The organism is Mesorhizobium sp. M8A.F.Ca.ET.057.01.1.1 (assembly GCF_003952565.1).
In the GTDB taxonomy this organism is placed as follows: Bacteria; Pseudomonadota; Alphaproteobacteria; order Rhizobiales; family Rhizobiaceae; genus Mesorhizobium.
Genome location: NZ_CP034454.1, coordinates 6,066,710 through 6,089,826, shown reverse-complemented (window position 1 = coordinate 6,089,826; position 23,117 = coordinate 6,066,710). Strand labels below are relative to the sequence as shown.

The window sequence follows — 23,117 nt, the reverse complement described above, 5'->3', positions numbered from 1 at the left end:
GAAACAAAGAGTTAGAGCGGTTCGCCGTTTTCATGAAACGGTGAAACGGTTACTTTCGCGCTATTGCCTGCGCAGGGACGCGCCCGATGTCGCGTCGAACAGGTGGATCGCTTCCTCCTCGAATGTATAGCGGACAGGGGCATGCAGCACCGGGCATTCGCGTGCCGGAACCAGTGCGCTGATCTCCTTGCCACCAGAGCCGAATGTCACCAGCGCGTCATTGCCGTGGAATTCGATGAGATCGGCGGCGCCTTGCAATATGCCGGCGGCGCCGTCACTCGCTGTCTTCAGGTCCGGGGGGCGGATGCCCAGCACGGCGCGATCGCCGAGCTGGAGATGAAAGCCCGCCCCGTCTATCGAAAGCACTGTTCCGGCGCCGGTTAGCGTCCAGCCGTTCGCCGCCCTGCCGACCGTCACCTCGATGAAATTCATGTTCGGCGTGCCGATGAAGCCGGCCACGAACATATTGCCCGGCCGGCCGTAGATCTCCGCAGGCGAGCCGATCTGCTCGATGATACCATCCTTGAGCAGCACGATACGGTCGGCGAGCGTCATTGCCTCCAGCTGGTCGTGGGTGACGTAGACGGTGGTGGTCTTCAGCGATTGGTGCAGCCGCGCGATCTCGACGCGCATATGGTTGCGCAATTTGGCGTCCAGATTGGACAACGGCTCGTCGAAAAGGAACACCTTGGGCGTCTTGATCATGGCCCGGGCGATCGCCACGCGCTGCTGCTGGCCGCCGGAGAGTTCGGCCGGCTTGCGGCCGAGATAGGGATCAAGCCCGAGCGTCCTCGACACCGCTTCGACCCGCTTGCGGATTTCGGGCGCCGGCACCTTCTGGCGCCGCAGCCCGAAGGCGATGTTGTCGAAGATCGTCATATGCGGATAGAGCGCGTAGTTCTGGAACACCATGGCGATGCCGCGATCGCCCGGTTCCAGGTCGTTGACCACCTTGCCGCCGATCGAGACCTCGCCGCCGCTGATCTCCTCCAGCCCCGCCAGCATCCTGAGCAAGGTCGACTTGCCGCAGCCGGACGGGCCGAGGAAAACGACGAATTCGTGTTCCTCGATCGAGAGGTTGAGATCGCGGATCACCGTGGTGGCGCCATAGGCCTTGTCGACATGGGAGCAAACGATCGCGGACATGGTCAGCCCTTTTCGCCGGTAAGCAGGATCTGCAGCTTGACGTCCTGCGGGTTGCCTTCGGCCGCCCGTTCGAACGCCTTGATGCTGTCGGCGAAATCATAGGTGCCGGTGATCAGCGGCTTGAGATCGACCTTGCCGGAGGCGATGAGCTGCAAGGCGCGATCGAAGATGTTGGCGTAGCGGAACACCGTTTCGATGCGCACTTCCTTCGAGATCGCCGCCGGCACGTTGAGGGCCACCGGCTCCACCGGCAGCCCGACCAGCACCACCGCGCCGCCTGGCCGCACGACGTCGAACAGGTCGGCGAAAGCCTTGGGGCTGCCGCTCGCCTCGAAGACGATGTCGGCGCCCCAATAGTCGGTCGCGGCGGTGACGGCATCGACCAGCGACTGCTCGCCGATATTGACCGGCACGATGCCGGCATACTGCGCGGCGATCTTCAGTTTGGGCGCGGAAAAATCGGAGATCAGCACTTTCGAGCAACCGCCGGCAAGGGCGGCAAGCGCGATCATGATACCGATCGGGCCGCAGCCGATGACGACGGCGACATCGCCCGGGACGATGCGGGCACGGCTTGCCGCCTGCATGCCGATGGCGAAGGGCTCGACCATCGCGCCCTCGGCGAAGGAGACATTGTCCGGCAGCCTGTAGGTGAAAGCGGCCGGGTGCACGGCATAGGGAGCAAGGATGCCGTGTACCGGCGGGGTCGCCCAGAAAGTGACATCTGGGTCGACGTTGTAGATGCCGAGCTTCGTCGCGCGCGACGACAGGTTCGGCACGCCGGGCTCCATGCAAACGCGGTCGCCGACCTTCAGACTCCTGACATTGGCGCCGACCTCGACGATTGTGCCCGCGGCCTCGTGGCCGAGCACCATCGGCGCCCGCACGACATAGCTGCCGATGGCACCATGGGTATAGTAGTGCACGTCGCTGCCGCAGACGCCGACCGTGTGGATTGCGATCTTGACATCGTCGGGTCCGACATCGAGCGGCAACGCGATCTCGCGCAGCGACAGTTCGCCTTTTTTCTCAAGTACCAAAGCCCGCATCGGGTCGTCCTCACTTCAACTCTTTTTTGCCGGAAAACGGAATTCAGGAAACCGCTGAGCACGCCGAGGAACAACAGCGGCGGCAGCGACAGGAGCACGACCGAGGCGTTGAGAATGCCCCACGGTACGTTCATGCCTTGCTGGGACAGTTCGGAGGCGACGATCGGCAAGGTCTTGGCGTTGGAGCTCGACAGCATCAGCGCGATCAGGAATTCGTTCCAGACCAGCACGAAGCTGAAGGCGACCGCGCCGATCAGCGAGCGGGCCGCGACCGGCAGCGCGATCCGCCAGAACACCGCGTAGGCGCCGTAGCCATCGACGAAGGCGGCTTCCTCGATCTCCTTCGGCACGCCCTGGAAGGCTGGAATGGCGAGCCACATGATCACCGAGATGGTGAGCAGCGAGTAGGTGACGATCAAAGCCGGCAAAGTGTCGTAGAGGCCGAGCTGCAGCCAGATCACCATCAGCGGGATCGCCACCGCCACCGGCGGCAGGAAGCGCAGCGACAGCACGAAGAACTGGATGTCGCCGGCCCAGCGGTTGGGATAGCGGGCCACCGCGTAAGCCGCAGGCAGGCCGAGCACGACGCCGATCAGCACGGCTGTGCCGCAAGCGACGACCGAATTGTAGAGGCCGGTGAGGACGCTGTCGCGGCCAAGGATGTAGCTGATGTTGGCAAGCGTCGGCGTAAACACCAGGCGTGGCACACGGGTGATGATGTCGACGCTGTTCTTCAGCGAGTTGAGCGCCGTCCACAGCAGCGGGAAGACCGCGATGAAGCCGGCGAAGGCCAGGATGGCCCTGGCTATGATGCGGCCGGGCTTCATGCCTGCACCCGCTTCCACAGCATGGTGAAGGTGATGACGGTGGCGATCATCATCAGCACCGCCATGGCCGAGGCATAGGAGACCTTGCCGGATTCGATGAAGCCTTGCGAGAAGGCGTACATGTCGAGCGTTTCGGTCGCCACGCCCGGCCCGCCGCGGGTCATCACATAGATCAGGTCGAAGGAGCGCAGCGACTCGATCATCTTGACGAACATCAGGCTGATCAGCGGCGCCTTCAGCATCGGCAAGGTGACATAGGCGTGGATCTGCCAGCGTTTGGCATGGTCGAGCCTTGCGGCCTCGATCGGCTGCGGCGGCAAGGTCTCCAGCAGCTTCAGCACGATGACGGCGAAGAACAGGCCCCACTGCCAGACATCGACCGAAGCGACCGCGAACAAAGCCGTCGACGGCTTGGACAGCGGGTCGAAGATCAGCCCGCCGGTCAGCAGGCGATAAGGGTAGGTGGCGATGCCGTAGAGCGGATGATAGGCGAACTTCCAGACGAAGGCCGCCGAGACGCGCGGCAACAGCACCGGGATGATGAACAGCAGGCAATAGAAGTTGCGCATGCGCGGCGAGGCGGCCTCGAACATCAGCACGCCGAGCCCGATGGCCACCACCATCGTCGCGACGACGGTGACGACCTCCCACTTCACCGATACCCAGACGGCATTGAGGAAGCGGCGGTCGGAGAACAGGTCGACAAAATTCGAGAACCAGACCCAGGAATAGGCCGTCGAGCTCAGCTCACGGTTCTGCAAGGCGATGATGATCGCGTAGAGCGTCGGCACCATCGACAGGATCAGCAGAATGACCAGCGTCGGCACGACAAAGGTGACCGGCAGGGATGAACGTCGAGGCATTGATCTCAGGCCTTGCTGTGTCTCGAATGTCCGGCGTGGCGGAACCGTCGCTCGGATGTTTCAGGGAAAGGCAAGCCCTCCTGCGACGCACAGGTCCCGGCATTTCCGGGAATGCCTGGGACCGCGCGCCGCAAGAGGGAGGGGGCTATTTCTTCACCAGCTCATTGGCATAGGTTTCGAGCTCGTTGAGGCTTCCCTTGACGTCGGTCCGTGTGCCGGCAATCAGCTCCTCGAGGATGATGCCCCAGCGGTCGCCGAGATCAGGCCAGCGCGGGTCCTGCCAGAAGTTGACAGCCGTCACCTTGCCGGTTTCGGCCAGCGCCTGGCCGAGATCGGCGCCGTAGATATCGGCGAACTCCTTGCTGGACAGGATGCTGGTGCGGTTCAGCTCACCGAACTGGTGGGCGTCGAGCCGGCGCTTCTCGTTTTCCTTCGACGTAGCCCAGGCGATGAACAGGCCGGCGCATTTCTTCGAAGCGTCGTCGGCGTTGGCTTTTGCCGCGATGGCGAGGCCATGGCCGTAACCGCCGCCGGGAAGCGGCGAGGGTGGCGGCAGGAAGCCGATCTTGCCGACCACCTGCGAGGTCTTCGGATCGACCGCCATGCCCGAAAGCGGCGTCGATTCGACCAGGATCGCGACCTGGCCCGACAGGAAGGCGCCGGTCGATTCATCCCAACTGCCGGTCTGCGTGCCGGGAGCGGAATCCTTGAACAGTTTGAGATAGGTCTCGGTTGCCTTGACGGCGGCGTCCGAGTTGAAGGCCGGCTTGTCACCGTCGAACCACTTGCCGCCATTGGCCTTGAAGAACGGCATCCAGCGCCAGACATTGGCGCCCGACCCGCGCGCGCCGCGCAGCGCGATGCCGTACATGCCCTTGTCGGCGTTGGTCAGCTTCGGCACATCTGCGATCAGCTCGTCCAGCGTTTTCGGCGGCTGGATGCCGGCGGCCTCCAGCACGTCCTTGCGGTAGACCATCAGGTCGCCGCCGCCGGTCAGCGGCGCGAACCAGACCTTGCCGTCATAGGTGGCAACCTTCTGACGGCCGGGGTCGAAGTCGGCATAGTCATAGTCAGCCGGGTAATAATCGGTCAGCGGCACGATCCACTTCGACGAAGCAAACAGCGCCACATTGGCTTCGTCAACATAGTAGACGTTGTAGTTGCCGACGGTGGAGGCATCGGCGCGCGACTTGGCGCGGCGATCGTTTTCATTGAGATAATCGATCTTGAAGCTCGCGCCGGCAAGCTTCTCGAACTCGGCCTTGGAGTCCTCCAGAAGCGTCAGGCCGTCGCGCGGCTGCGCCAGCACCTTGACCGGTGCCGAGCAGACCGGCGCCTGTGCCAGGGCAATGGTTGAAACGGTAGCGGAAAGCACGAAAGCTGCGCTCAAGCTCGCAGCGAGCCTATGTGGTGTCATTGTTTTTCTCCTCCAGGAACACCCGCGGGAAGCAGAAATCCTCGGGCTAAGCGACCCTCACCGTCGCCCAGGCAATCTCCACCCATCGCCAAAATGAGGAGTTGCAAGAGAACGCGCTAGAAGCCCCGGTGCAGCAAACCTGTACTTTTATGCATTGTGCAACGCAAAAACCGGCCTCCCTACGGGGAGCCTGTCACACGAGTATCGATCTGGTCCAAAACGATGATTGAGGATGCGCTTATGCGCGCATCGCCAGCCGCTGTCGCGACAGCTTGCGATAGGAGGACGGCGTCATCTTGTGCTTGCGCAGGAAGGCGCGGTTGAAGTTGGAGATGTTCATGTAGCCGACCTGGAAGCAGATGTCGGTGATCGGGACATCTGTATCGGCCAGGAGCTTGCAGGCCTGCCACAGCCTGAGCTTGGCAAGATGGTCGCTGAAGGAATTGCCGGTGTTCTTCTGGAAGAAGCGCGAGAAGGTGCTCTCGCTCATGCCGGCCAGCTCGGCCACATCAGGCAGCTTCAGGTCCTCGGCGAAATGCTGGAACAGGTAGGTCAGCGTGCGCTGGATGATGTCGAGCGAAGCGGCGTCGAGAACCGGCTGGAAGTCCGGCGATGACAGAAGCTCGTACTCGTCGGTCCTGGCCAGCAGATCCACCAGTTCGAGGAACAGGCAGAACCGGGCCAACCCTTGCACCGTGCCCATGCGCTCCATGAGTGCGGCTCCGTCGAGGGCCGCCCGGCCATGGAAGACGATGCCGCGCAGCGACCGTTCCAGGAACGGCTCCAGTTCGCGCAGTTCGGGCAGCATGCCGGCCGATCCGCGCAGCCGCTCGGGGTCGAATTGCAGCACGATGTCGCGGCCCTCGATCAACTCGCCGGGCTGCACCGCGGTGACCCAGTCATGCGGCAGGCCGCCGCCGACGATGGTGAGGTAGCCCGGCCCGAACTCGCCTATATGGTCGCCGACCAGCACGACGCCGGACGATTTCCTGAGCAGATGGATCTCGTACTCGGGATGAAAATTCCAGACATTGCGCTCCCAGGGATAGTCGTCCAGCCGCCACAGGAAACTGTCGCTCGCCTCGGTGACGATATGCTCGAAGGAAGGCGCCGTGCGCGGGATTGCTGCCGTGTTCTTTCTGCGTCTGAACGCCATCCTGCCTCCCACATCTGCCGGTTGCCGATGTCTGATCCGTAGCAGCCCCTGGCCGGTATGGGAACGAGGCGGTTCCCCGGCAATGGCGCTGGCTCAATCTGTTCCCGGGCCTCCTCCCTTGCCTTCATGTCGCATTTCGTTCAATAGACGGCGCAAACGCTGCGGAACCGAAGGTTTTGCCGTTTGCAATGCGGCTTCCGGCTCTTTGCCGATGCGCCGCAACCTTGAAAGAGCAGGACAATGTCCGCGATCGAAACCGGCGCTCGCGCGCCGGAAAATCTTTGGCGTCAGGAAATCAGGGCGACGCTGGCGCTGGCCTGGCCGATGGTGCTGACCAATCTCGGCCAGACGGCGATGACCGCCACCGACGTCATGATGATGGGGCGCCTTGGCGCAGACACGCTGGCCAGCGGTGCGCTTGGCGCCAACCTCTATTTCATGCCGCTGATCTTCGGCCTCGGCCTGATGCTGGCGACCTCACCGATGATGGCCACCGAGCTTGGCCGCCGTCGCTATTCCGTGCGCGATCTGCGCCGCACCGTGCGTCAGGGCCTCTGGCTGGCGATCCTGATCGCGATCCCGATCTGGCTGGTGCTGTGGCACGGCGAGGCCATCCTGCTGGCCATGGGGCAGGAGCCCGCGCTGGCGCGTCAGGCCGGCATCTACCTGCGCTGGCTGGAATGGGCGGTGCTGCCCTTCTACGGCTACATCGTGCTGCGTTCGTTCATCTCGGCGTTGGAGCGGCCGGGCTGGGCGCTGGTCATCGTCTTCGTCGCCGTGGCTTTCAACGTGTTTGCCAACTGGGTGTTCATGTTCGGCAATCTGGGATTTCCGGCCATGGGCATCGCCGGCTCTGGCCTTGCTACCTCGCTGTCCAGCACGCTGATGTTCGTCGGCATGGCTGTCGTGGTGATGTGGGAGAAGAAGTTCCGGCGCTACCATCTGTTCGGCCGCTTCTGGCGGTCCGACTGGCCGCGCTTCAAGGGACTGCTGCGGCTCGGCCTGCCGATTGCCGGCATCCTTGCCTTCGAGGTGACGATCTTCAACGCCGCGGCCCTGCTGATGGGCCTGATCGACGCCGATTCGCTGGCTGCGCACGCCATCGCCATCCAGATCGCCTCGATCTCCTTCATGGTGCCGCTCGGCCTCAACCAGGCGGTGACGGTGCGGGTCGGGCTCGCGCATGGCGCCGGCAATCCCGAGGGCGTGTCGCGTGCCGGCTGGACAGCCTTCGTCATCGGCGTCTCGTTCATGGCGCTGATGGGGCTGGTGATGGTGTTTTGGCCGCATCTCCTGATCAGCGCCTTCATCGACCTGGGCAATCCCGCCAATGCCAGGGTGATGGCGCTTGCCGTGTCGTTCCTGGTGTTTGCCGCCCTGTTCCAGGTCTTCGACGGCGCGCAGGCGGTTGCCGCCGGCATGCTGCGCGGCCTGCACGACACCAAGGTGCCGATGATCTATGCCGCGATCGGCTATTGGGGCGTCGGCCTGCCGCTCGGCGTGCTGCTCGCCTTCCATTTCGGCTTCCACGGCGTCGGCATCTGGATCGGCCTGTCCGGCGGACTGGCCGTGGTGGCGGCGCTGCTTCTGGCACGCTGGCTTAGGCGCGACCGCATCGCGCCGTCGCTGGCGTTCGGGCATTGAACTAGGCGGCCCGGTTGCCAGCTGGCCGTCATGCCCTACCATTGCCGCTAACGAAACGACGCCTTCAGATCGGCCCACGGGCGTTCGCAAGCGATAGCCCTGGCATGAGATGTTGAACGGGCATTCCAACGCGGCAACATCTCCACCAAGAGACAATGACCGAGGAGAAAACTGTCATGAAGGCAATTGTGGTGACGGATCAGGCTGCGGGAATGGCCGGGATGAAGCTGGTGGAGCGGCCCGAGCCGCAGCCAGCGATAAACGACGTCGTCGTTCAGGTTCATGCGTCGGGATTCGTCCCGACTGAACTGGCGTGGCCCTCGACCTGGGCCGACCGCCGCGGCCTTGACCGAACACCGTCAATCCTTGGGCACGAACTGGCCGGAATTGTCATCGCTCTCGGCTACGGCACAACGGGACTGTCGGTAGGGCAGAGAGTCTTCGGCCTTGCCGACTGGCATCGCGACGGCACCCTGGCGGAGTATATAGCCATGGAGGCACGCAACCTTGCGCCGCTGCCTGGCGACGTCGACTTCACGGTGGGCGCGAGCCTGCCGATCTCGGGCCTTACCGCGTGGCAGGGCCTATTCCAGCATGGCCGCCTCCAGGCGGGCCAGAGCGTCCTCGCGCACGGTGCGGCCGGCGCGGTCGGTTCGATGGTGACGCAACTCGCACGAGAGGCCGGCGCCTATGTCATCGGCACCGGCCGCGCCGCCGACCGTCAGAAGGCGCTCGACTTCGGCGCCAACGAGTTTGTCGACCTCGACAACGACGCCCTGGAAGACATTGGCGGAGTCGACCTGGTGTTTGACGTCATCGGCGGCGGCATCCAAAAGCGGTCCGCAGGCCTGGTTCGAGCCGGCGGAACGCTGGTGACCGTCGTTGGACCGGCGGAGGCGCGGCCCGCCGACGGCCTGGCGGTTGACTTCGTTGTCGAGTCCGATCGTGCCCAATTGAGCGAGATCGTCCAGCGGGTGCGGGACGGACGACTGCGGACGAACATCGGCAACGTCTCGACCCTCAACGATGCCGTCGCCGCCTTCAACCCGACCGAGCGACGCACCGGGAAGACGATCATCCGCGTTCGTCCGTGAGGACGTGCGAACGGTTCTGCCCTCCTCGCAGGGCATTCGAACGCCAGTCGCCGTGAGTTTGTGGTCGCCGTCGATGTTGGCCAACGCAACGTGCTCGCGGCTCAGTTCGCCGACGCCCGCTTCTCAAGTCTGCGCGCATATTGCGTCAGTGGAAAGCACATGACGAAGAAGATCAGCGCCACCAGTCCGTAGACCTTGAACGGCTCGAAAGTGGCATTGTTGATGGCATTCGAAGTTCGCACCAATTCCTCGAAGCCGATGATCGAGGTCAGTGCGGTCGATTTGATCAGCTGCACCAGGAAGCCGACCGTCGGCGCGCGGGTGATCGCGAACGCCTGCGGCAGGATGATCAGCCGCAGCTCCTGCAGATAGTGCAGGCCGAGGCTGGCTCCGGCATCCCATTGGCCAAGCGGCAGCGCATCGACACCGGAGCGCCAGATCTCGGCTAGATAGGCGCTGGCGAAGAAGGTCAGGCCGAGCACAGCAGCCGTCCAGGGCTCGATGCGCAGGCCGAGCATCGGCAGGCCGAAGAACATCAGGAAGAGCTGCATCAGAAGCGGCGTTCCCTGGAACAGGGCGATGTAGCCCGAGGCAAGGCGCCGGCTCCACTTGTTCTTGGCGATCCTGAAGAACAGCACCGCCATTCCGACCAGCGCGCCGCCGACGAAGGCGGCCAGCGACAAAAGCACCGTCCAGCGGGCGGCGAGCAGAAGGTTTCGCACGATGTCCCACAGCGTGAACTCGATCATGACACGCCAGCTCCGAGCGCGCGGCGCCCGCCTGTCACCAGAAGGCGCCGCAAGGCCATCGACAGGACGAGATAGACCAGCGTCACGACGAAATAGGTCTCGAACGAGCGAAAAGTGCGCGCCTGCAGCATGTCGGCCTCATAGGTCAGCTCACGCACCGCGATCTGCGACACAACGGCGGATTCCAGCATCATGATGACGATCTGGCTGGTCAGCGCGGGATAGATGATCTTGAGCGCCTGCGGCAGCACGATCTTGATGAACACCTGGCGCGGCCGCAGTCCAAGCGCCAGGGCCGCCTCCGTCTGCCCGTGCGGCACGGCGTCAAGCCCGGCGCCGACGATCTCGATCGTGTAGGCCGCCATGTTGAGCGTCATCGCCAGCATGGCGGCCAGGATCGGGTCGAGCCTGATGCCGAGGCTCGGCAGGCCGAAGAAGATGAAGAACAGCTGCACCAGGAACGGCGTGTTGCGCATCACCTCGACATACCAGGCAATGGCACCGCGCAGCAGCGCGGGGCCGTTTCGCCGTCCGGCGGCGCCCAGAATGCTGAGCAGCGTTCCCGCCAGCGTTGTCACGGCGATCAAAAGGATCGTCGTGGCGGCGCCGTGGGCGATGTCGCCCACGGCACCTGGAAGCCAGCCGAAGGCCACGGCAGCTCAATCCTTGAGGTTGTCGGGGTTGAGCGGCGTCTTCAGCCAGGCCTTCGAGCTTTCATCCAGCTTGCCGTCAGCCAGCATCTTGGCGACGGCATCGTTGATCGCCTTCTTGAGGGCATCTTCATTCTTGTTGAGGCCGATATGCGAGGGCGAGGTCAGAAGCTGGAACTTCTGCTCCGGCTTCAGCACGTCCTGTTTGGCCAGAACCTGGGCGCCGACATCGTTGCCGACGACCATCAACTGAGTCTGGCCGGAAATGAAGGCCTGGATGACCGAATTGTAGTTGTCGAAGCGCTTGATGTCGGCAGAAGCGGGCGCTGCCTCGGTGAGCGAGGTATCTTCCAGCGTGCCACGATTGACGGCGATCGATTTGCCGGCAAGGTCTTCCTTGCCCTTCACCGACATCGCCGCCGGACCGATCACCGCGATGTAGTACGGCGCGTAGGCAGCGGCGAAGTCGATCACCTGCTCGCGTTCCTTCGAGTAGCCGACGCTCATCAGGATATCGACGCGGTGGTCATTGAGGTAAGGGATGCGGTTCTGGCCGGTGACGGCCACGGGGTTGAGCTTCACCTTGAGCGTGTCGGCGATGTACTGCGCGACGTCCATGTCATAGCCCTTGAGGCTCATGTCGGCACTGGCCGAGGAGAAGGGCGGGAAGTCGGCGAAGACGCCGACATTGATGGTGCCGGCCTTGGTGATATCGGCCAGCGCGTCTGCCTTGGCCGCCTGCGTGGCGAGGCCGAGACCTGCCGCGCCCAGTACCAGGACGGCGGCGATGGATGATTTGAATGTCGATCGGATTGTCATTGTCATTCCCCTTCTGGATGCTTTTGATTGTTTGGGTCGGCCGCCGGCTCCAGCGCGGCGGCCGCCTTTGCTTTCCGGCCGTCAGGCTCCCTTGCCGGCGAGGGCCGGGCTGAACACCATCAGGCTCAGGATCTCGAACAGCACCTGCGCGCCTGCATGCGCGGTGTTGGTGGTGGCGTCGTATTGCGGCGCCACCTCGACGACGTCGCCACCGACGATGTTGAGGCCTTTCAGGCCGCGCAGCAATTCGAGCACTTCGCGCGTGGTCAGCCCGCCGACTTCCGGCGTGCCGGTGCCCGGCGCGAAGGCCGGATCGACGCTGTCGATGTCGAAGGACACATAGGTCGGGCCTTCGCCAACGATCTTGCGCGCCTTCTCGATGATGGCGGGAATGCCGAGACCGGTCACCTCCTCGGCATGGACCACGGTCATCCCGGACTCGTAGGTGAACTCCCACAGATACTCGGCCGCGCCGCGTATGCCGATCTGGATGGTGCGCGTCGGATCAAGCACGCCGTCGAGCACCGCGTTGCGGAACGGGCCACCGTGGTGGAATTTGGTCAGGTCGAACAGGCCGCTGGTGTCGCAGTGGGCGTCGATGTGGATGAGCCCGACCGGCGCCTTCTTGCCGACCGCCTTCAGGATCGGGTGTGTGATCGAGTGATCGCCACCAACCGACAGCGGGATGACACCGGCGTCGACGATCTGGTTGATGCGCCGCTCGATATCCTCATGGCTGGTCTCAAGCCTGTAGCGGCTCTGGAACGGAACGTCGCCGATGTCGGCGACCCTGAGCTCATGCGTCGGCGCGCATTCCAGCACATGATTGTAGGGGCCGATGCGCTCGATGGCCCGCAACGCGCGCGGCCCGAAGCGCGAGCCCGGCCGGTTGGTGACGCCAAGATCCATCGGCACGCCGATGATCGCCACCTGTAGGTCGCCAAAGTCGGGGTTTTCGGCCGCGATTTCGCGATAGGGCGCGGTGAGGAAGGTCGGGATGCCGGCATAAGGGGCCAGCCGCGTGCCGCTCTTGGAAAAGATCTTGTCGGCGACCTTGCGGAATTTCGGGTCGAACATCTCGCCGCCATGGCTCTCGCCATATTTGCGACGCAGCGCGTCGAGCTTGCCGCGATCGTATCCCATATCCGCTCCTCCTCAAGTGATGCAGTGTGGCCGTCGGTGATCTCGGGCGAACCGACCGTCATCCGGCCGGGCCGCTGTCCCGCTGGCTGCATGCAGATTTCACGTCTTGATGTTGTTCCAGGCAAAAGTGTCCGGCAGCCGCATTGAAAAAGCAATTGATATTGTTAGGGTGGTTTCTGTGAGAAAATCTCACAATGAAGCCGGGCATCCATGGCCAAGCGCCTGCCACCTCTCAACCCGCTACGCGCCTTCGAGGCAACGGCGCGCCATGCCTCGCTGACCAAAGCGGCGAGTGAGCTGAATGTCACGCATGGCGCCGTTAGCCACCAGATCAAGGCGCTGGAGCAATCGCTCGGCGTCAAGCTGTTCGAACGGGTCGGCCAGCGGGTCAAGCTGACCCCGCATGGCGCCGAACTTTTGCCGGCGGTGTCGACGGCCTTCGACGGCATCGCCGCCGCCACGCAGCGGCTGACACGGCCGGCGAGCAGCGGCGCGCTCTCGGTGTCCTGCGTGCCGGCGCTGCTGCTTTTGTGGATGACGCCGAGGCTGGGCAGCTTCACCGCGCAATATCCCGATATCCAGCTGACGCTCATTCCCTCCAACGACCCCAGGGACATCCGGGCGCCGCATATCGATGTTTGCGTGCACTATGGCGATGGCAGCTGGACCGATTGCTGGATGCGCAGATGGTCGGGCCTGGAACTGTTCCCCGTGGTCAGCCCGACGCTGATCAACAACCGGCCGATCCGCAATGTTCGCGATCTCGCCGACCATGTCTTGCTGCATGGTGACGATGGCCGCGAGTGGCACACCTGGCTGGCCGCCGCCGACGCGCTGGACCTGGAACGCGGCCGGCGCCATCATCTCGGCGATGCGCGCATGACGGCGGAAGCCGCGGTGCACGGCCATGGCGTGGCGCTGGGCGACTCGGTGACGGCAAGCGCGCTGCTGGCCAGGGGCATGCTGGTCGCTCCGTTCAGCCTGTCGGTGCCGGCGGTCGATGATTTCTACGTTGTTTGCCGCAACGAAATGCGGGCGACACCGATCGTGCAGGTGTTCATGGACTGGCTGTTCGCCGAGAAGGCGGGGATGACGGCCGCGCCGACGCCCCGGTGGCGGGCCGCCTCGTCACCCGCCGCAAACGTCCCGCGCTCAAGGTGATGGGCGGCAAACCCTCGTAGCCGCACGCAGGGCTTTCTTTTTGTCGGGCCAGTGTGAAAGCGGGCAGCGTTTTGGTCAATTCGATGCTATGAGGCCTGTCGCTATTGTGGTGGCAGGGCAGCGAAGGCGGTAACGAGACATGGCCAGGACCGATATTGCGCGGCGCGTCTACAACCACACCTGGAAGCTCGACCCGATCGTGCGCAGCCTGCTCGACACCGACTTCTACAAGCTTTTGATGCTGCAGATGATCTGGGGCATGTATCCCAAGGTCGATGCCACTTTTACGCTGATCAACCGCACCACCTCGGTTCGGCTCGCCGACGAGATCGACGAAGGCGAGTTGCGCGAACAACTCGACCATGCCCGCACGCTGCGCTTCTCCAAGAAGGAGATGATCTGGCTCGGCGGCAACAATTTCTACGGCCGCAAGCAGATTTTCGAACCGGAATTCCTTGCCTGGCTGGAAGGCTTCCGGCTGCCCGACTATGAGCTCTCCAGGCATGACGGCCAGTACGAACTCTCCTTCTCCGGCCCTTGGATGTACACCACGCTCTGGGAGATTCCCGCGCTCGCCATCATCAATGAATTGCGTTCGCGTGCTGCTTTGCGGTCGTTCGGGCCGTTCGCGCTCGACGTGCTCTATGCCCGCGCCAAGGCCAAGATGTGGGCCAAGACCGAACGGCTGAAGGCGCTGCCCGGCATCCGCATTTCCGATTTCGGCACCCGGCGGCGCCATTCCTTCCTGTGGCAGCGCTGGTGCGTCGAGGCGCTGAAGGAAGGCATCGGCGAAGCCTTCACCGGCACCTCCAATGTGCTTCTGGCCATGGACAACGACCTCGAAGCGCTCGGCACCAACGCGCATGAACTGCCGATGGTGTTTGCGGCACTCGCCAATTCGGAAAAAGAGCTGAAGCAGTCACCCTACAAGGTGCTGCAGGATTGGCAGCGTTACTATGGCGGCAATCTGCTGATCGTGCTGCCCGACGCCTTCGGCACCGCTTCCTTCCTGCGCGATGCGCCGGACTGGGTCGCCGACTGGACGGGCTTCCGTCCCGACAGCGCGCCGCCGATCGAGGGCGGCGAGAAAATCATCGACTGGTGGCGCGAGAAGGGCAAGGACCCCAGGCAGAAGCTGCTGATCTTCTCCGACGGGCTCGAGGTGGAAACAATCGAGGAAACCTACCGCCACTTCAAAGGCAAGGTGCGCATGTCCTTCGGCTGGGGCACCAACCTGACCAATGATTTCGAAGGCTGCGCGCCGACGGAGACCAACAGCCTCGATGCCATATCGCTGGTCTGCAAGGTGACCGAGGCCAATGGCAGGCCGGCGGTGAAACTGTCCGACAACCCGGCCAAGGCGACCGGCGATCTCAAGGAGATCGAGCGGTATTTGCGGATTTTTGGCGCTAAGGATCGCGTGGAGCAACTGGTCAAGGTGTGAGGGGTGGGCGGACTCTTGGATAGTTCGAGTTCCGTCACGCCCCCTCTGTCCTGCCGGACATCTCCCCCGCAGAGGCTCCTTTCCTCTCCCTCCGGAGGGGGGAGAGGTGGGGCCGCGAAGCGGCGACGGAGTGGGGAACCACCTAAAAACCGCCGCAACCAACATAGGAGAGAGGATCGCGTGCAAGCATTGTCTTGATCCGCGCCAGGGTCGACCCCCACTCCGTCGAACTGCGCTCGACACCTCTCCCCCGATCGACGGGGGAGAGGAAGGGTGCCAAGCAGTATCGCGCTACCTTCGCGGCCTCGCGACTGTCTTCTCTGCCTTGGTCCCCACACCAGCCTTCGCCCACGCCTCCGATCGTGGCCACGTCCTCCTCCTCTCGACTGGCTACTACCTGATCGGTGGCGCGTTCGCGGTGGCAGTCAGCTTCCTTGTCCTTGCCCTGCTGCCGCCCGACACCCTCGACCGTTTCTGGCGTCGGCGCCTGCCGCTTTTCACGTTCAGTGATAGCGCCCGGACCACTATCAGCCTGATATCCTTTGCCGGCTTTGTAATTCTCGTTACCGCCGGCTTCATCGGCAGCCGCGACCCGCTCTCCAATCCGCTGCCTTTGGTCGTATGGACGCTGCTCTGGGCCGGGCTGACCCTGCTGCAAGGGGTGTTCGGCGATCTCTGGTCGTGGCTCAACCCGTGGTACGGCCCGTGGCGGCTGCTGTCCCGCCTGACGGGCAGAGGCGATCAGGTCGCCAGGCAACTTCCGCAATGGCTTGGCTGCTGGCCGGCCGTCATCCTGTTCCTGGCCTTCGCCTGGTTCGAACTCATCGATCCGGCGCCGGACGATCCGGCACGGCTTGCCTTTGCCGCCGGCCTCTATTGGCTGGTTACCCTCATCGCCATGCTGGTGTTCGGCTACAACAAGTGGAGCCGCAGCGGCGAATTCCTCGGCATCTTCTTCTCGATGGTGGCGCGCTTCGCGCCGTTCGCGCGCGACGATGACGGCCGGCTTGCGCTGTGCTGGCCGGGCGCCAAGCTGCTCACGGCCGAGCCCTTGCCGGTAAGCGGCATCGCTTTCCTGCTGCTCGCTCTGTCCTCGGTCTCGTTCGACGGCCTGTCGAAAACCTTCTTCTGGCTCGGCCTGTTCGGCATCAATCCACTGGAATTTCCCGGCCGCACGGCGGAAATCGGCAGCGGCAGCTTTGGCCTTGTCCTGACATTGGTGCTGCTCGCGGGAGTGTTCCTGTTTGCCGTCGTCCTCGGCCAGCGTCTTGCCCGCGGCGACCGTCCTCTCGCCCAGTCGGCGGGACTGCTGGTGTGGTCGATCGTGCCGATCGCGCTCGCCTATCATGTCGCGCACTATCTGACGGCGCTACTGGTCGGCGGCCAGTATGCGATCGCCGCGCTATCCGATCCCTTTGCCAGGGGCTGGAACCTGTTCGGCACCGCCGACATGCAAGTCGAAGCCGGCGTCGTTGCCGGCGCCGGCTCCGCATGGTGGCTGTGGAATGTCCAGGCCGGCGCCATCATCCTTGGCCATGTGCTGGCGGTTCTCGTCGCCCACGGCCTTGCCTGGCGTTTGCATCCCCAGCCCGCCCGCGCCGCGCTCAGCCAGTTTCCGCTCACTGTTTTGATGATCGCCTACACCATTTTCGGTCTTTGGCTGCTTGCCACGCCGACGGTCGGATGAGACAAGCCATCCCGTGTGGGCTTGCCCCACGGAAAGCTCGCTTGCCAGGCCAAGCCTTTGGTGATTTAGTTTGTACACATGCAATTTTGCATCCTCTTGCCGAGGATGTTCGAGCCGCCTTACCGTTGGTCAAAACGCAAAAACAGGGGAACGAACGTGACTGACAAGAACGGATTTTTCGACCTCTCCAAAACCACACTTACCCGCCGCAATGCGCTGAAGGGTCTCGCCGCCGGCGCCGGCCTCGCCATGGCGCCCGGCTTTGTCCGCTATTCCCAGGCGCAAAGCTCGGCGCCGATCAAGATCGGTTTCCAATCGCACCGAACCGGCATCGGCGCCGCCTATGGCCGCTGGTATGAGAAGACCACCGCCGCCGCGATCAAGGCGATCAATGCCGCCGGCGGCATCAACGGTCGTCAGGTCGAGGTCATCATCGAGGATGACGGTACCGATCCTGGTCGCGGCGCCGAGGTGGTCGGCAAGTTCGCCACGCAGCACAAGACCGACATCGTCTTCGGCACGCTGTTCTCGCATGTCGTCATCGGCTCGGCACCCGCCGCCGGCGAAGCCAAGATCCCTTATTTCGTCGTCAGCGAAGGCCACCACGTCGCCTCGACCAAGCTCAACCGTTACGTCTTCCAGCCCGGCATCACCGACGTGAAGAGCCAGATCCAGTCGATGGCGCCGTGGATCGCGGCCAATGCCGGCAAGAAGGTGACGCAGATATTCCCCGATTTCGCCTTCGGCTACGACCATCGCGACTACCTGCCGCCGGCGCTGAAGGCGCAAGGCGCCGAGGTGATTGCGCAGATCGCCATCCCACCGACGGAATCGTCCTTCACCAAATATTTCCCGCAGATCCCGGCCGAGACCGAGGTCATCTACCATGTCATGGTCGGACCGGCGGTGCTTACCTTCGTCAAGGAACTCGGCGAATTCTATGGCTCCAACCGGCCGCAGCTGTTCGGCTTCATCGATTCGCTCGAAGCCACCGACATCAACAGCCCCGGACTGGAGTTCCTCGATGGCAGCCATTTCTGGGAAGGCTCACCGCGCTACGCCCAGCCTGATGATACCGAAGCGCAGAAAGCCTATCGCGCCGCCGTTGGCATCGACGACAATGGCGCCGCCGTCGGCGACCCCAAGGACGTCTCCACCGCCGCGCACATGTTCGGCTGCTGGGAAACGCTCTACGTCGTCAAGAAGGCGATGGAAGACGCCGGCTACAAGGGACCGGAAGACCGCGCCAAGCTGGTCGAGGCGACCGAAGCGCTGAAAGAATTCGCCGAAGGGCCTGAGCATCCGCAAGGGCCAAAAACCTTCAACGGCAAGATCCATCAGTGCTTCGGCATCCAGAACATCTCCAAGGTCGAAGGCGGCAAACTCAAGGTCGTGCACAAGACCAAGATCGAGGACGGGCTTTACGAGGCCGAAGGGGATTACACGACGCAGGCGCTGTAGGCTTGGTTTTTTAAGCACAGTGCCCTTCGGCCTACCCCCCTCTGTCCTGCAGGCCAGAGGGGGGCGTTTCGCGCCGCCCTATCAAGCGTGTAATCAATGCACTTCGGACCCCACCTCCTCCTTGCAACCCTCGAAGGCCTCGTCACCTCGGCCGTGCTGGCGCTGACGGCGCTGGGCTTGTCGCTGGTGTTCGGCGTCATGCGTGTCGTCAACGTCGCCCATGGCGAGTTCTTCATGCTCGGCGCCGTGCTTGCCTGGGCGATCACCACGGCGATCGGCGGCCACCCCGCGCTCGGCTTCCTGGCGGCGCTGGTGATCGCGCCGCTGATCGTCGGCGCCATCGCGCTGGTCGCCGAACGGCTGGTGCTGCGCCGGCTGAATTACAACCCTGAAGCCACCATCGTCGCCACCATCGGCATGCTCTACATCATCCAGCAGTTGGCGTTGACTTTCTATGGTCCCGAAGCGCGGCCGGTGGGGCCGCCCTTCAGCTACCGCATCCTTCTGCCGTGGTTCGGCTATTCCGGCTACAAGCTGTCGATCATCGCCGCATCCGCTGTCCTGTTGATCGCGACATGGCTGGTGCTGACGCGCACGAAGATCGGCCTGGTCATGCGCGCCACGCAGTATGACAGCGAGACGGCGCAGGCCTTCGGCGTTCCGGTCGGCCGCGTCTATGGCGGCGTCTTCGCGCTCGGCGCCATGCTGGCGGCGATCGCCGCGGTGCTGATCGTGCCAATCAGCCAGGCACACTACCTGATGGGACAGGACCCGCTACTTTTGTCCTTCATCGTCGTCATTATCGGCGGCCTCGGCTCGCTGCGCGGCACCGTCGTCGCCGCCGTGCTGATCGGCCTGTCCGACGGCATCATCTCGATGTTCTTTTCGCCGACCTTGGCCAAGATCATCGCCACGCTGCTGGTCGCCATGGTGCTGGTGTTCCGGCCGCAAGGCCTGTTCGGGACGGCATCGCGATGAGCGAAGCTTCGCCGGCAAAGGCCTACGCGCTGCATCTCGGCGTCATCGCCCTGCTCTTCGTGCTGAGCTTCCTTTTGCCGGAGTACTATCACGGCCTGCTCGCCCGCATCATGGTGCTGGCGGTCTTCGCCATGGGCTACAACATGCTGTTCGGCTATGTCGGCCTGCTCAGTTTGGGCCACGCCATGTTCTTCGGCGCCGGGCTCTATGGCGCCGGGCTCGGCATCATCCAACTCGGCTGGAGCGTGCCGGCGGCATTCGCCGCTGGTCTCGGTTGTGGTGCCGTCCTCTCCCTGATCATTGGCCTTCTGGCCCTGCGCACCACGGGTGTCGCTTTCATGATCGTCACCATGATGTTCGCCCAGGTGTTTTATCTCGCCATCCTCTATTTCGCGGCTTGGACCGGGGTGACCAGGGCATGGTCGTGCCGCAGCCGGCGCGTGTCCTCGCTTTCGGCGCAACCTCGCTCGACCTCACCAATCCGACCGTGCGCTACATGATGGCCCTCGGCTTGTTCTCGCTCGTGCTGCTCGTCACGCTCGCCATCGTCCGGTCCCGCTATGGCCGGGTGCTGGTTGCCATCCGCGAGAACGAAGAACGCACGAAGATGCTGGGCTACGACACCTTCTCCAACAAGCTCGCCGCCGTCGTCGTCTCCGGCACGATCTGCGCGGCGTCCGGCGCCGCCTACGCGCTGCTGTTCGGCTATGTCGGCTCGAGCTTCGCCTCGGTGCAATACTCGATCCTGCCGCTGCTGTGGGTGCTGCTCGGGGGTGCCGCCACGACGCTCGGACCGCTGATCGGCACGCTGTTCATGTATTATGTCATCGACGTCACCAGCGGCTACACATCGGCCTATCTGCTGATCGTCGGCGTTGCGCTGATCCTGCTGGTGCTGTTCTTTCCCAAGGGCATTCTCGGCAGCATCCGCCAGCGCTGGCTCGGATGGCTGCCATGACGCCGCTTTTGACCACCAAGGGTCTGTCACGCAATTTCGGCGGTCTGCGCGCCGTCGACAGCGTCGACTTCACCTTGATGTCCGGAGAAATCCGCGCCGTCATCGGCCCCAATGGGGCAGGCAAGACCACTTTCGTCAGCCTGGTCAGCGGCCGCATTCGGCCATCTTCGGGGGCGATCCTCTTCGACGGCGCCGACATCACCGGCCTGCCGGCCTATGTCAGGGTCCGCCAGGGCATCGCCTACACGTTCCAGATCACCAGCGTCTTCGCCAACCTGAGCGCCTATGACAATGTCGCGCTGCCCGTGCAGCGCACGCTGAGCGACGGCCGCTCGAAGGGTGCGGTGCGCGCCGGCGTCATGTCGGCGCTCGAACGCACCGGGCTGGCTGGCCGCGCCCATATGCCGGCCGGGCAATTGTCCTACGGGCATCAGCGGTTGCTCGAAGTGGCGATGGGCCTGGCGCTGAAACCGCGCCTGCTGATCCTCGACGAGCCGACGCAAGGCCTCGCCGACAGCGAGATCGACAATTTCGTCGAGCTGGTACGCGACATCGCCAAGAGCGCCACGGTGCTGCTGATCGAGCACAACATGCCTGTGGTCATGCATCTGGCCCACCGCATCACCGTCTTCAACGCCGGCAGGATCCTGGCCGAGGGCACGCCGGAGACGATCCGCGACGACGCCGCGGTGCAGGATGCCTATCTTGGGACGGCCCCATGACCGATGCATTGGTGATCTCGGGGCTGGACTGCTTCTATGGCGAGGTCCAGGTGCTCTACGGGCTCGATCTCGTGCTGAACAAGGGCGAGGTGCTGTGCCTGTTCGGCCGCAACGGCGCCGGCAAGACGACGACGCTGAAAGCGATCATGGGCCTGGTTCCGGCGAGTGCCGGCTCGATCAAGCTCGCCGGCCGGGAATTGACCGGCCTGCCGGCGCACGAAGTGCCGAAGGCCGGCGTCGCGTACGTGCCGCAGGGAAGGCGGCTGTTCGCCGAGATGACGGTGGCTGAAAACATCGAGATCGGGCTGATGGCGCGCGGCAAGGGCAAGGCGACGCGCGAGAACGTCCTCGATCTTTTCCCCTGCTGCGTCAGCGGCTGCGGCAGCGCTCCGGCACCTTGTCCGGCGGCGAGCAGCAGATGCTGGCAATGGCGCGTGCGCTCTGTCTCGAGCCGCAGGTGCTTTTGCTCGACGAGCCGACAGAGGGGTTGATGCCGTCCATGATCGCCAAGATCCGCGAGACTGTATCGAAGCTGCGCGAACTGGGCGTCTCCACCATCCTGGTCGAGCAGCGGGTCGACGCCGTGCTGTCGGTCGCCGACCGGGTCTCGTTCATCGAGAACGGCCGCAACCGCGAGACGGTCGATGTCGAGGCCCTGCGCGCCGACCCGTCAGCGGTCAGGCGCTATGTCGGTGTAGGCTGATCAGCCAAAGAACAGAAAACCCGCGATCAAAAAGGTCGGGATCAGCACCAGCCCGGACCACAGCATATAGCCGAAGAAGCCCGGCATCTTGACGCCGCGATGCCTGGCAATGGCATAGACCATGAAGTTGGGCGCGTTGCCGATGTAGGTGTTGGCGCCCATGAACACGGCGCCCGCCGAGATCGCGGCAAGCGTTGAGGCGAACTCCGTCATCAGGTGTTGGGGGTCGCCGCCGGCCAGCTCGAAAAACACCAGATAGGTCGGCGCATTGTCGAGGAAGGACGACAGCGCCCCGGCCAGCCAGAAATAGGCGAGGTCGTTGGGCGTGCCTTGCGCCGAGGTGACGAGCGCGACCAGCGGCGCCAGCGCGCCGTCATGGCCGGCTCTCAAAATGGCGACGACCGGAACGATGCAGATGAAGATGCCGGCAAACAACTTGGCCACTTCCGCGATCGGTCCCCAGTTGAAGCCGTTCGCTTCGCGGTGGCTCTTGTAGGAGAGGGGAAGCGATAGCAGGGCCAGCGCGAGGATGATCGTGTCGCGCACGAGGTTCTGCAGTTCGAGACCAACGCCGAACACGGAAAAGCTCACGCCTGGCTTCCAGGCCGCTGACAGCAGGATGGCGCCGATCACACCGGCCAGTAGCGGGAGGTTGGCCAGGCCGCGCAGGCGCACCTTCGTATCCGGTGTCGGATCCTTGATCTTCGGTGCCCCGGCCTCGCGCCGGTGCAGGATGAGGTCCATCGCCAGGAAGACGGCGAGCACGACTACGACGACGAACAGCGTCTCGCGCCAGAGATTGGTGGTCATCCAGAAGAAGTCGACGCCGCGCAGGAAGCCGACGAACAGCGGCGGGTCGCCTAGCGGCGTCAGCGAGCCGCCAATGTTGGACACCAGGAAAATGAAGAAGATGACGACATGGGCATTGAAAGGCCTGTTGTCATTGGCGCGCAGGATCGGCCGGATCAGGATCATCGAGGCGCCCGTCGTGCCGATCACCGAGGCAAGCAGCGCCCCGACGACCAGCAGTCCGGCATTGACCAGCGGTGTCCCGTGGATGTTGCCGGCAAGCAGGATGCCGCCCGAAATCGTGTAGAGCGCGAACAGCAGGACAATGAACGACATGTATTCGGTAAGCAGCGCGTGCAGCACCGCCTCGGTTGCCGCCGGAGCGCCGAAGGCGACCGCGAGCGGCACGATCACCAGCGCCGCCCACAAGGCAGCGATCTTGCCGTAGTGGTGTTCCCAGACATGGTGGAACAGCAGCGGACCGGTGGCGATCGACAGGAGCAGTCCGGCAAAAGGCAGCGCCCACCACAGCGACATGGCGGCGCCCGGCAGGCCATGCTCTTCGGCGGCGAAGGCCGATACCGGAAACAGCAACGCGACGATGATCGCGCCGGCCGCCCCGATGGCTATCGGCATGCATCCCCTTCTGCTCGCCAC

18 protein-coding genes and 3 pseudogenes are annotated in these 23,117 nt (G+C 63.9%); 10 read left to right on the top strand and 11 right to left on the bottom strand.

All coding sequences use genetic code 11. From position 1 onward, the window contains the following. Positions 1-60: 60 nt before the first annotated feature. The 6 genes and pseudogenes from EJ077_RS28885 to EJ077_RS28860 form a co-directional block, all read right to left on the bottom strand. Entirely contained in the window at positions 61-1,146 is a 1,086-nt protein-coding gene (locus EJ077_RS28885; protein WP_208698181.1) for an ABC transporter ATP-binding protein, read from the bottom strand. 2 nt (positions 1,147-1,148) lie between these two features. Then, entirely contained in the window at positions 1,149-2,195 is a 1,047-nt protein-coding gene (locus EJ077_RS28880; RefSeq protein ID WP_208698179.1) for an NAD(P)-dependent alcohol dehydrogenase, read from the bottom strand. A gap of 20 nt (positions 2,196-2,215) precedes the next feature. Further along, a pseudogene (locus EJ077_RS28875) lies at positions 2,216-3,022 on the bottom strand (carbohydrate ABC transporter permease); the annotation flags it as partial. Continuing rightward, entirely contained in the window at positions 3,019-3,885 is an 867-nt protein-coding gene (locus tag EJ077_RS28870; protein ID WP_208698177.1) for a carbohydrate ABC transporter permease, read from the bottom strand. The gene EJ077_RS28870 and the pseudogene EJ077_RS28875, both read right to left, overlap by 4 nt. Positions 3,886-4,030: 145 nt before the next feature. Beyond that, the gene (locus tag EJ077_RS28865) at positions 4,031-5,302 is read right to left on the bottom strand and encodes an ABC transporter substrate-binding protein (protein WP_208698175.1); all 1,272 of its coding nucleotides are present in this window, start codon (positions 5,300-5,302) and stop codon (positions 4,031-4,033) included. A gap of 238 nt (positions 5,303-5,540) precedes the next feature. Further along, entirely contained in the window at positions 5,541-6,458 is a 918-nt protein-coding gene (locus EJ077_RS28860; RefSeq protein WP_208698173.1) for an AraC family transcriptional regulator, read from the bottom strand. Between the two features lie 240 nt (positions 6,459-6,698). On the opposite strand from EJ077_RS28860, the gene EJ077_RS28855 reads away from it, so the two are divergent. Beyond that, a complete protein-coding gene (locus tag EJ077_RS28855) occupies positions 6,699-8,102 on the top strand; it encodes an MATE family efflux transporter (RefSeq protein ID WP_208698171.1) in 1,404 nt (467 codons plus the stop codon). A 176-nt stretch (positions 8,103-8,278) separates the two neighbouring features. Further along, positions 8,279-9,196, top strand: a complete 918-nt coding sequence (locus EJ077_RS28850) for an NADP-dependent oxidoreductase (RefSeq protein ID WP_208698169.1) — start codon at positions 8,279-8,281, stop codon at positions 9,194-9,196. Positions 9,197-9,297: 101 nt separating this feature from the next. Here EJ077_RS28850 and EJ077_RS28845 read toward each other — a convergent pair whose 3' ends face one another. From EJ077_RS28845 to speB, 4 genes are all read right to left on the bottom strand, one after another. Further along, positions 9,298-9,945 (bottom strand): amino acid ABC transporter permease, encoded by a 648-nt coding sequence (locus EJ077_RS28845; protein WP_208698167.1) that lies wholly within the window; start codon positions 9,943-9,945, stop codon positions 9,298-9,300. Next, entirely contained in the window at positions 9,942-10,598 is a 657-nt protein-coding gene (locus EJ077_RS28840) for an amino acid ABC transporter permease (protein ID WP_208698165.1), read from the bottom strand. The genes EJ077_RS28845 and EJ077_RS28840 overlap by 4 nt, the downstream gene beginning before the upstream one ends. Positions 10,599-10,604: 6 nt before the next feature. Further along, entirely contained in the window at positions 10,605-11,414 is an 810-nt protein-coding gene (locus EJ077_RS28835; protein WP_208698163.1) for a transporter substrate-binding domain-containing protein, read from the bottom strand. Positions 11,415-11,495: 81 nt separating this feature from the next. Further along, positions 11,496-12,557 (bottom strand): agmatinase, encoded by a 1,062-nt coding sequence (gene speB, locus EJ077_RS28830; protein ID WP_208698162.1) that lies wholly within the window; start codon positions 12,555-12,557, stop codon positions 11,496-11,498. A gap of 210 nt (positions 12,558-12,767) precedes the next feature. Here speB and gcvA point away from each other — a divergent pair, with 210 nt between their 5' ends. The 8 genes and pseudogenes from gcvA (at position 12,768) to EJ077_RS28790 (ending at position 21,671) form a co-directional block, all read left to right on the top strand. Continuing rightward, positions 12,768-13,718, top strand: a complete 951-nt coding sequence (gene gcvA, locus EJ077_RS28825) for a transcriptional regulator GcvA (RefSeq protein ID WP_208698160.1) — start codon at positions 12,768-12,770, stop codon at positions 13,716-13,718. Positions 13,719-13,857: 139 nt separating this feature from the next. Continuing rightward, positions 13,858-15,162, top strand: a complete 1,305-nt coding sequence (gene pncB, locus EJ077_RS28820) for a nicotinate phosphoribosyltransferase (protein ID WP_208698158.1) — start codon at positions 13,858-13,860, stop codon at positions 15,160-15,162. 325 nt (positions 15,163-15,487) lie between these two features. Next, entirely contained in the window at positions 15,488-16,849 is a 1,362-nt protein-coding gene (locus tag EJ077_RS28815) for a hypothetical protein (RefSeq protein ID WP_208698156.1), read from the top strand. Positions 16,850-17,005: 156 nt separating this feature from the next. Beyond that, the gene (locus tag EJ077_RS28810; protein ID WP_208698155.1) at positions 17,006-18,310 is read left to right on the top strand and encodes an ABC transporter substrate-binding protein; all 1,305 of its coding nucleotides are present in this window, start codon (positions 17,006-17,008) and stop codon (positions 18,308-18,310) included. Positions 18,311-18,406: 96 nt separating this feature from the next. Continuing rightward, positions 18,407-19,288 (top strand): branched-chain amino acid ABC transporter permease, encoded by an 882-nt coding sequence (locus tag EJ077_RS28805; protein WP_208698153.1) that lies wholly within the window; start codon positions 18,407-18,409, stop codon positions 19,286-19,288. Then, positions 19,285-20,246, top strand: a pseudogene (locus tag EJ077_RS28800) (branched-chain amino acid ABC transporter permease). The gene EJ077_RS28805 and the pseudogene EJ077_RS28800 overlap by 4 nt, the downstream one beginning before the upstream one ends. Continuing rightward, positions 20,243-20,968: an ABC transporter ATP-binding protein gene (locus EJ077_RS28795; RefSeq protein ID WP_208698151.1), complete on the top strand. Its 726-nt coding sequence runs from the start codon at positions 20,243-20,245 to the stop codon at positions 20,966-20,968. The pseudogene EJ077_RS28800 and the gene EJ077_RS28795 overlap by 4 nt, the downstream one beginning before the upstream one ends. Then, positions 20,965-21,671 (top strand): annotated as a pseudogene (locus EJ077_RS28790) (ABC transporter ATP-binding protein). Before EJ077_RS28795 ends, EJ077_RS28790 begins: the two are co-directional and overlap by 4 nt. Here the strand turns inward: EJ077_RS28790 and EJ077_RS28785 are convergent. After that, positions 21,672-23,096, bottom strand: a complete 1,425-nt coding sequence (locus EJ077_RS28785) for a sodium:proton antiporter (RefSeq protein ID WP_208698149.1) — start codon at positions 23,094-23,096, stop codon at positions 21,672-21,674. Positions 23,097-23,117 lie beyond the last annotated feature (21 nt).

Excerpts from the sequence above, each read along its gene's own strand:
- EJ077_RS28885 (WP_208698181.1), bottom strand. The coding sequence starts at position 1,146 with ATGTCCGCGATCGTTTGCTCCCATGTCGACAAGGCCTATGGCGCCACC.
- EJ077_RS28880 (WP_208698179.1), bottom strand. The coding sequence starts at position 2,195 with ATGCGGGCTTTGGTACTTGAGAAAAAAGGCGAACTGTCGCTGCGCGAG.
- EJ077_RS28870 (WP_208698177.1), bottom strand. The coding sequence starts at position 3,885 with ATGCCTCGACGTTCATCCCTGCCGGTCACCTTTGTCGTGCCGACGCTG.
- EJ077_RS28865 (WP_208698175.1), bottom strand. The coding sequence starts at position 5,302 with ATGACACCACATAGGCTCGCTGCGAGCTTGAGCGCAGCTTTCGTGCTT.
- EJ077_RS28860 (WP_208698173.1), bottom strand. The coding sequence starts at position 6,458 with ATGGCGTTCAGACGCAGAAAGAACACGGCAGCAATCCCGCGCACGGCG.
- EJ077_RS28855 (WP_208698171.1), top strand. The coding sequence starts at position 6,699 with ATGTCCGCGATCGAAACCGGCGCTCGCGCGCCGGAAAATCTTTGGCGT.
- EJ077_RS28850 (WP_208698169.1), top strand. The coding sequence starts at position 8,279 with ATGAAGGCAATTGTGGTGACGGATCAGGCTGCGGGAATGGCCGGGATG.
- EJ077_RS28845 (WP_208698167.1), bottom strand. The coding sequence starts at position 9,945 with ATGATCGAGTTCACGCTGTGGGACATCGTGCGAAACCTTCTGCTCGCC.
- EJ077_RS28835 (WP_208698163.1), bottom strand. The coding sequence starts at position 11,414 with ATGACAATCCGATCGACATTCAAATCATCCATCGCCGCCGTCCTGGTA.
- speB (WP_208698162.1), bottom strand. The coding sequence starts at position 12,557 with ATGGGATACGATCGCGGCAAGCTCGACGCGCTGCGTCGCAAATATGGC.
- gcvA (WP_208698160.1), top strand. The coding sequence starts at position 12,768 with ATGGCCAAGCGCCTGCCACCTCTCAACCCGCTACGCGCCTTCGAGGCA.
- pncB (WP_208698158.1), top strand. The coding sequence starts at position 13,858 with ATGGCCAGGACCGATATTGCGCGGCGCGTCTACAACCACACCTGGAAG.
- EJ077_RS28805 (WP_208698153.1), top strand. The coding sequence starts at position 18,407 with ATGCACTTCGGACCCCACCTCCTCCTTGCAACCCTCGAAGGCCTCGTC.
- EJ077_RS28795 (WP_208698151.1), top strand. The coding sequence starts at position 20,243 with ATGACGCCGCTTTTGACCACCAAGGGTCTGTCACGCAATTTCGGCGGT.
- EJ077_RS28785 (WP_208698149.1), bottom strand. The coding sequence starts at position 23,096 with ATGCCGATAGCCATCGGGGCGGCCGGCGCGATCATCGTCGCGTTGCTG.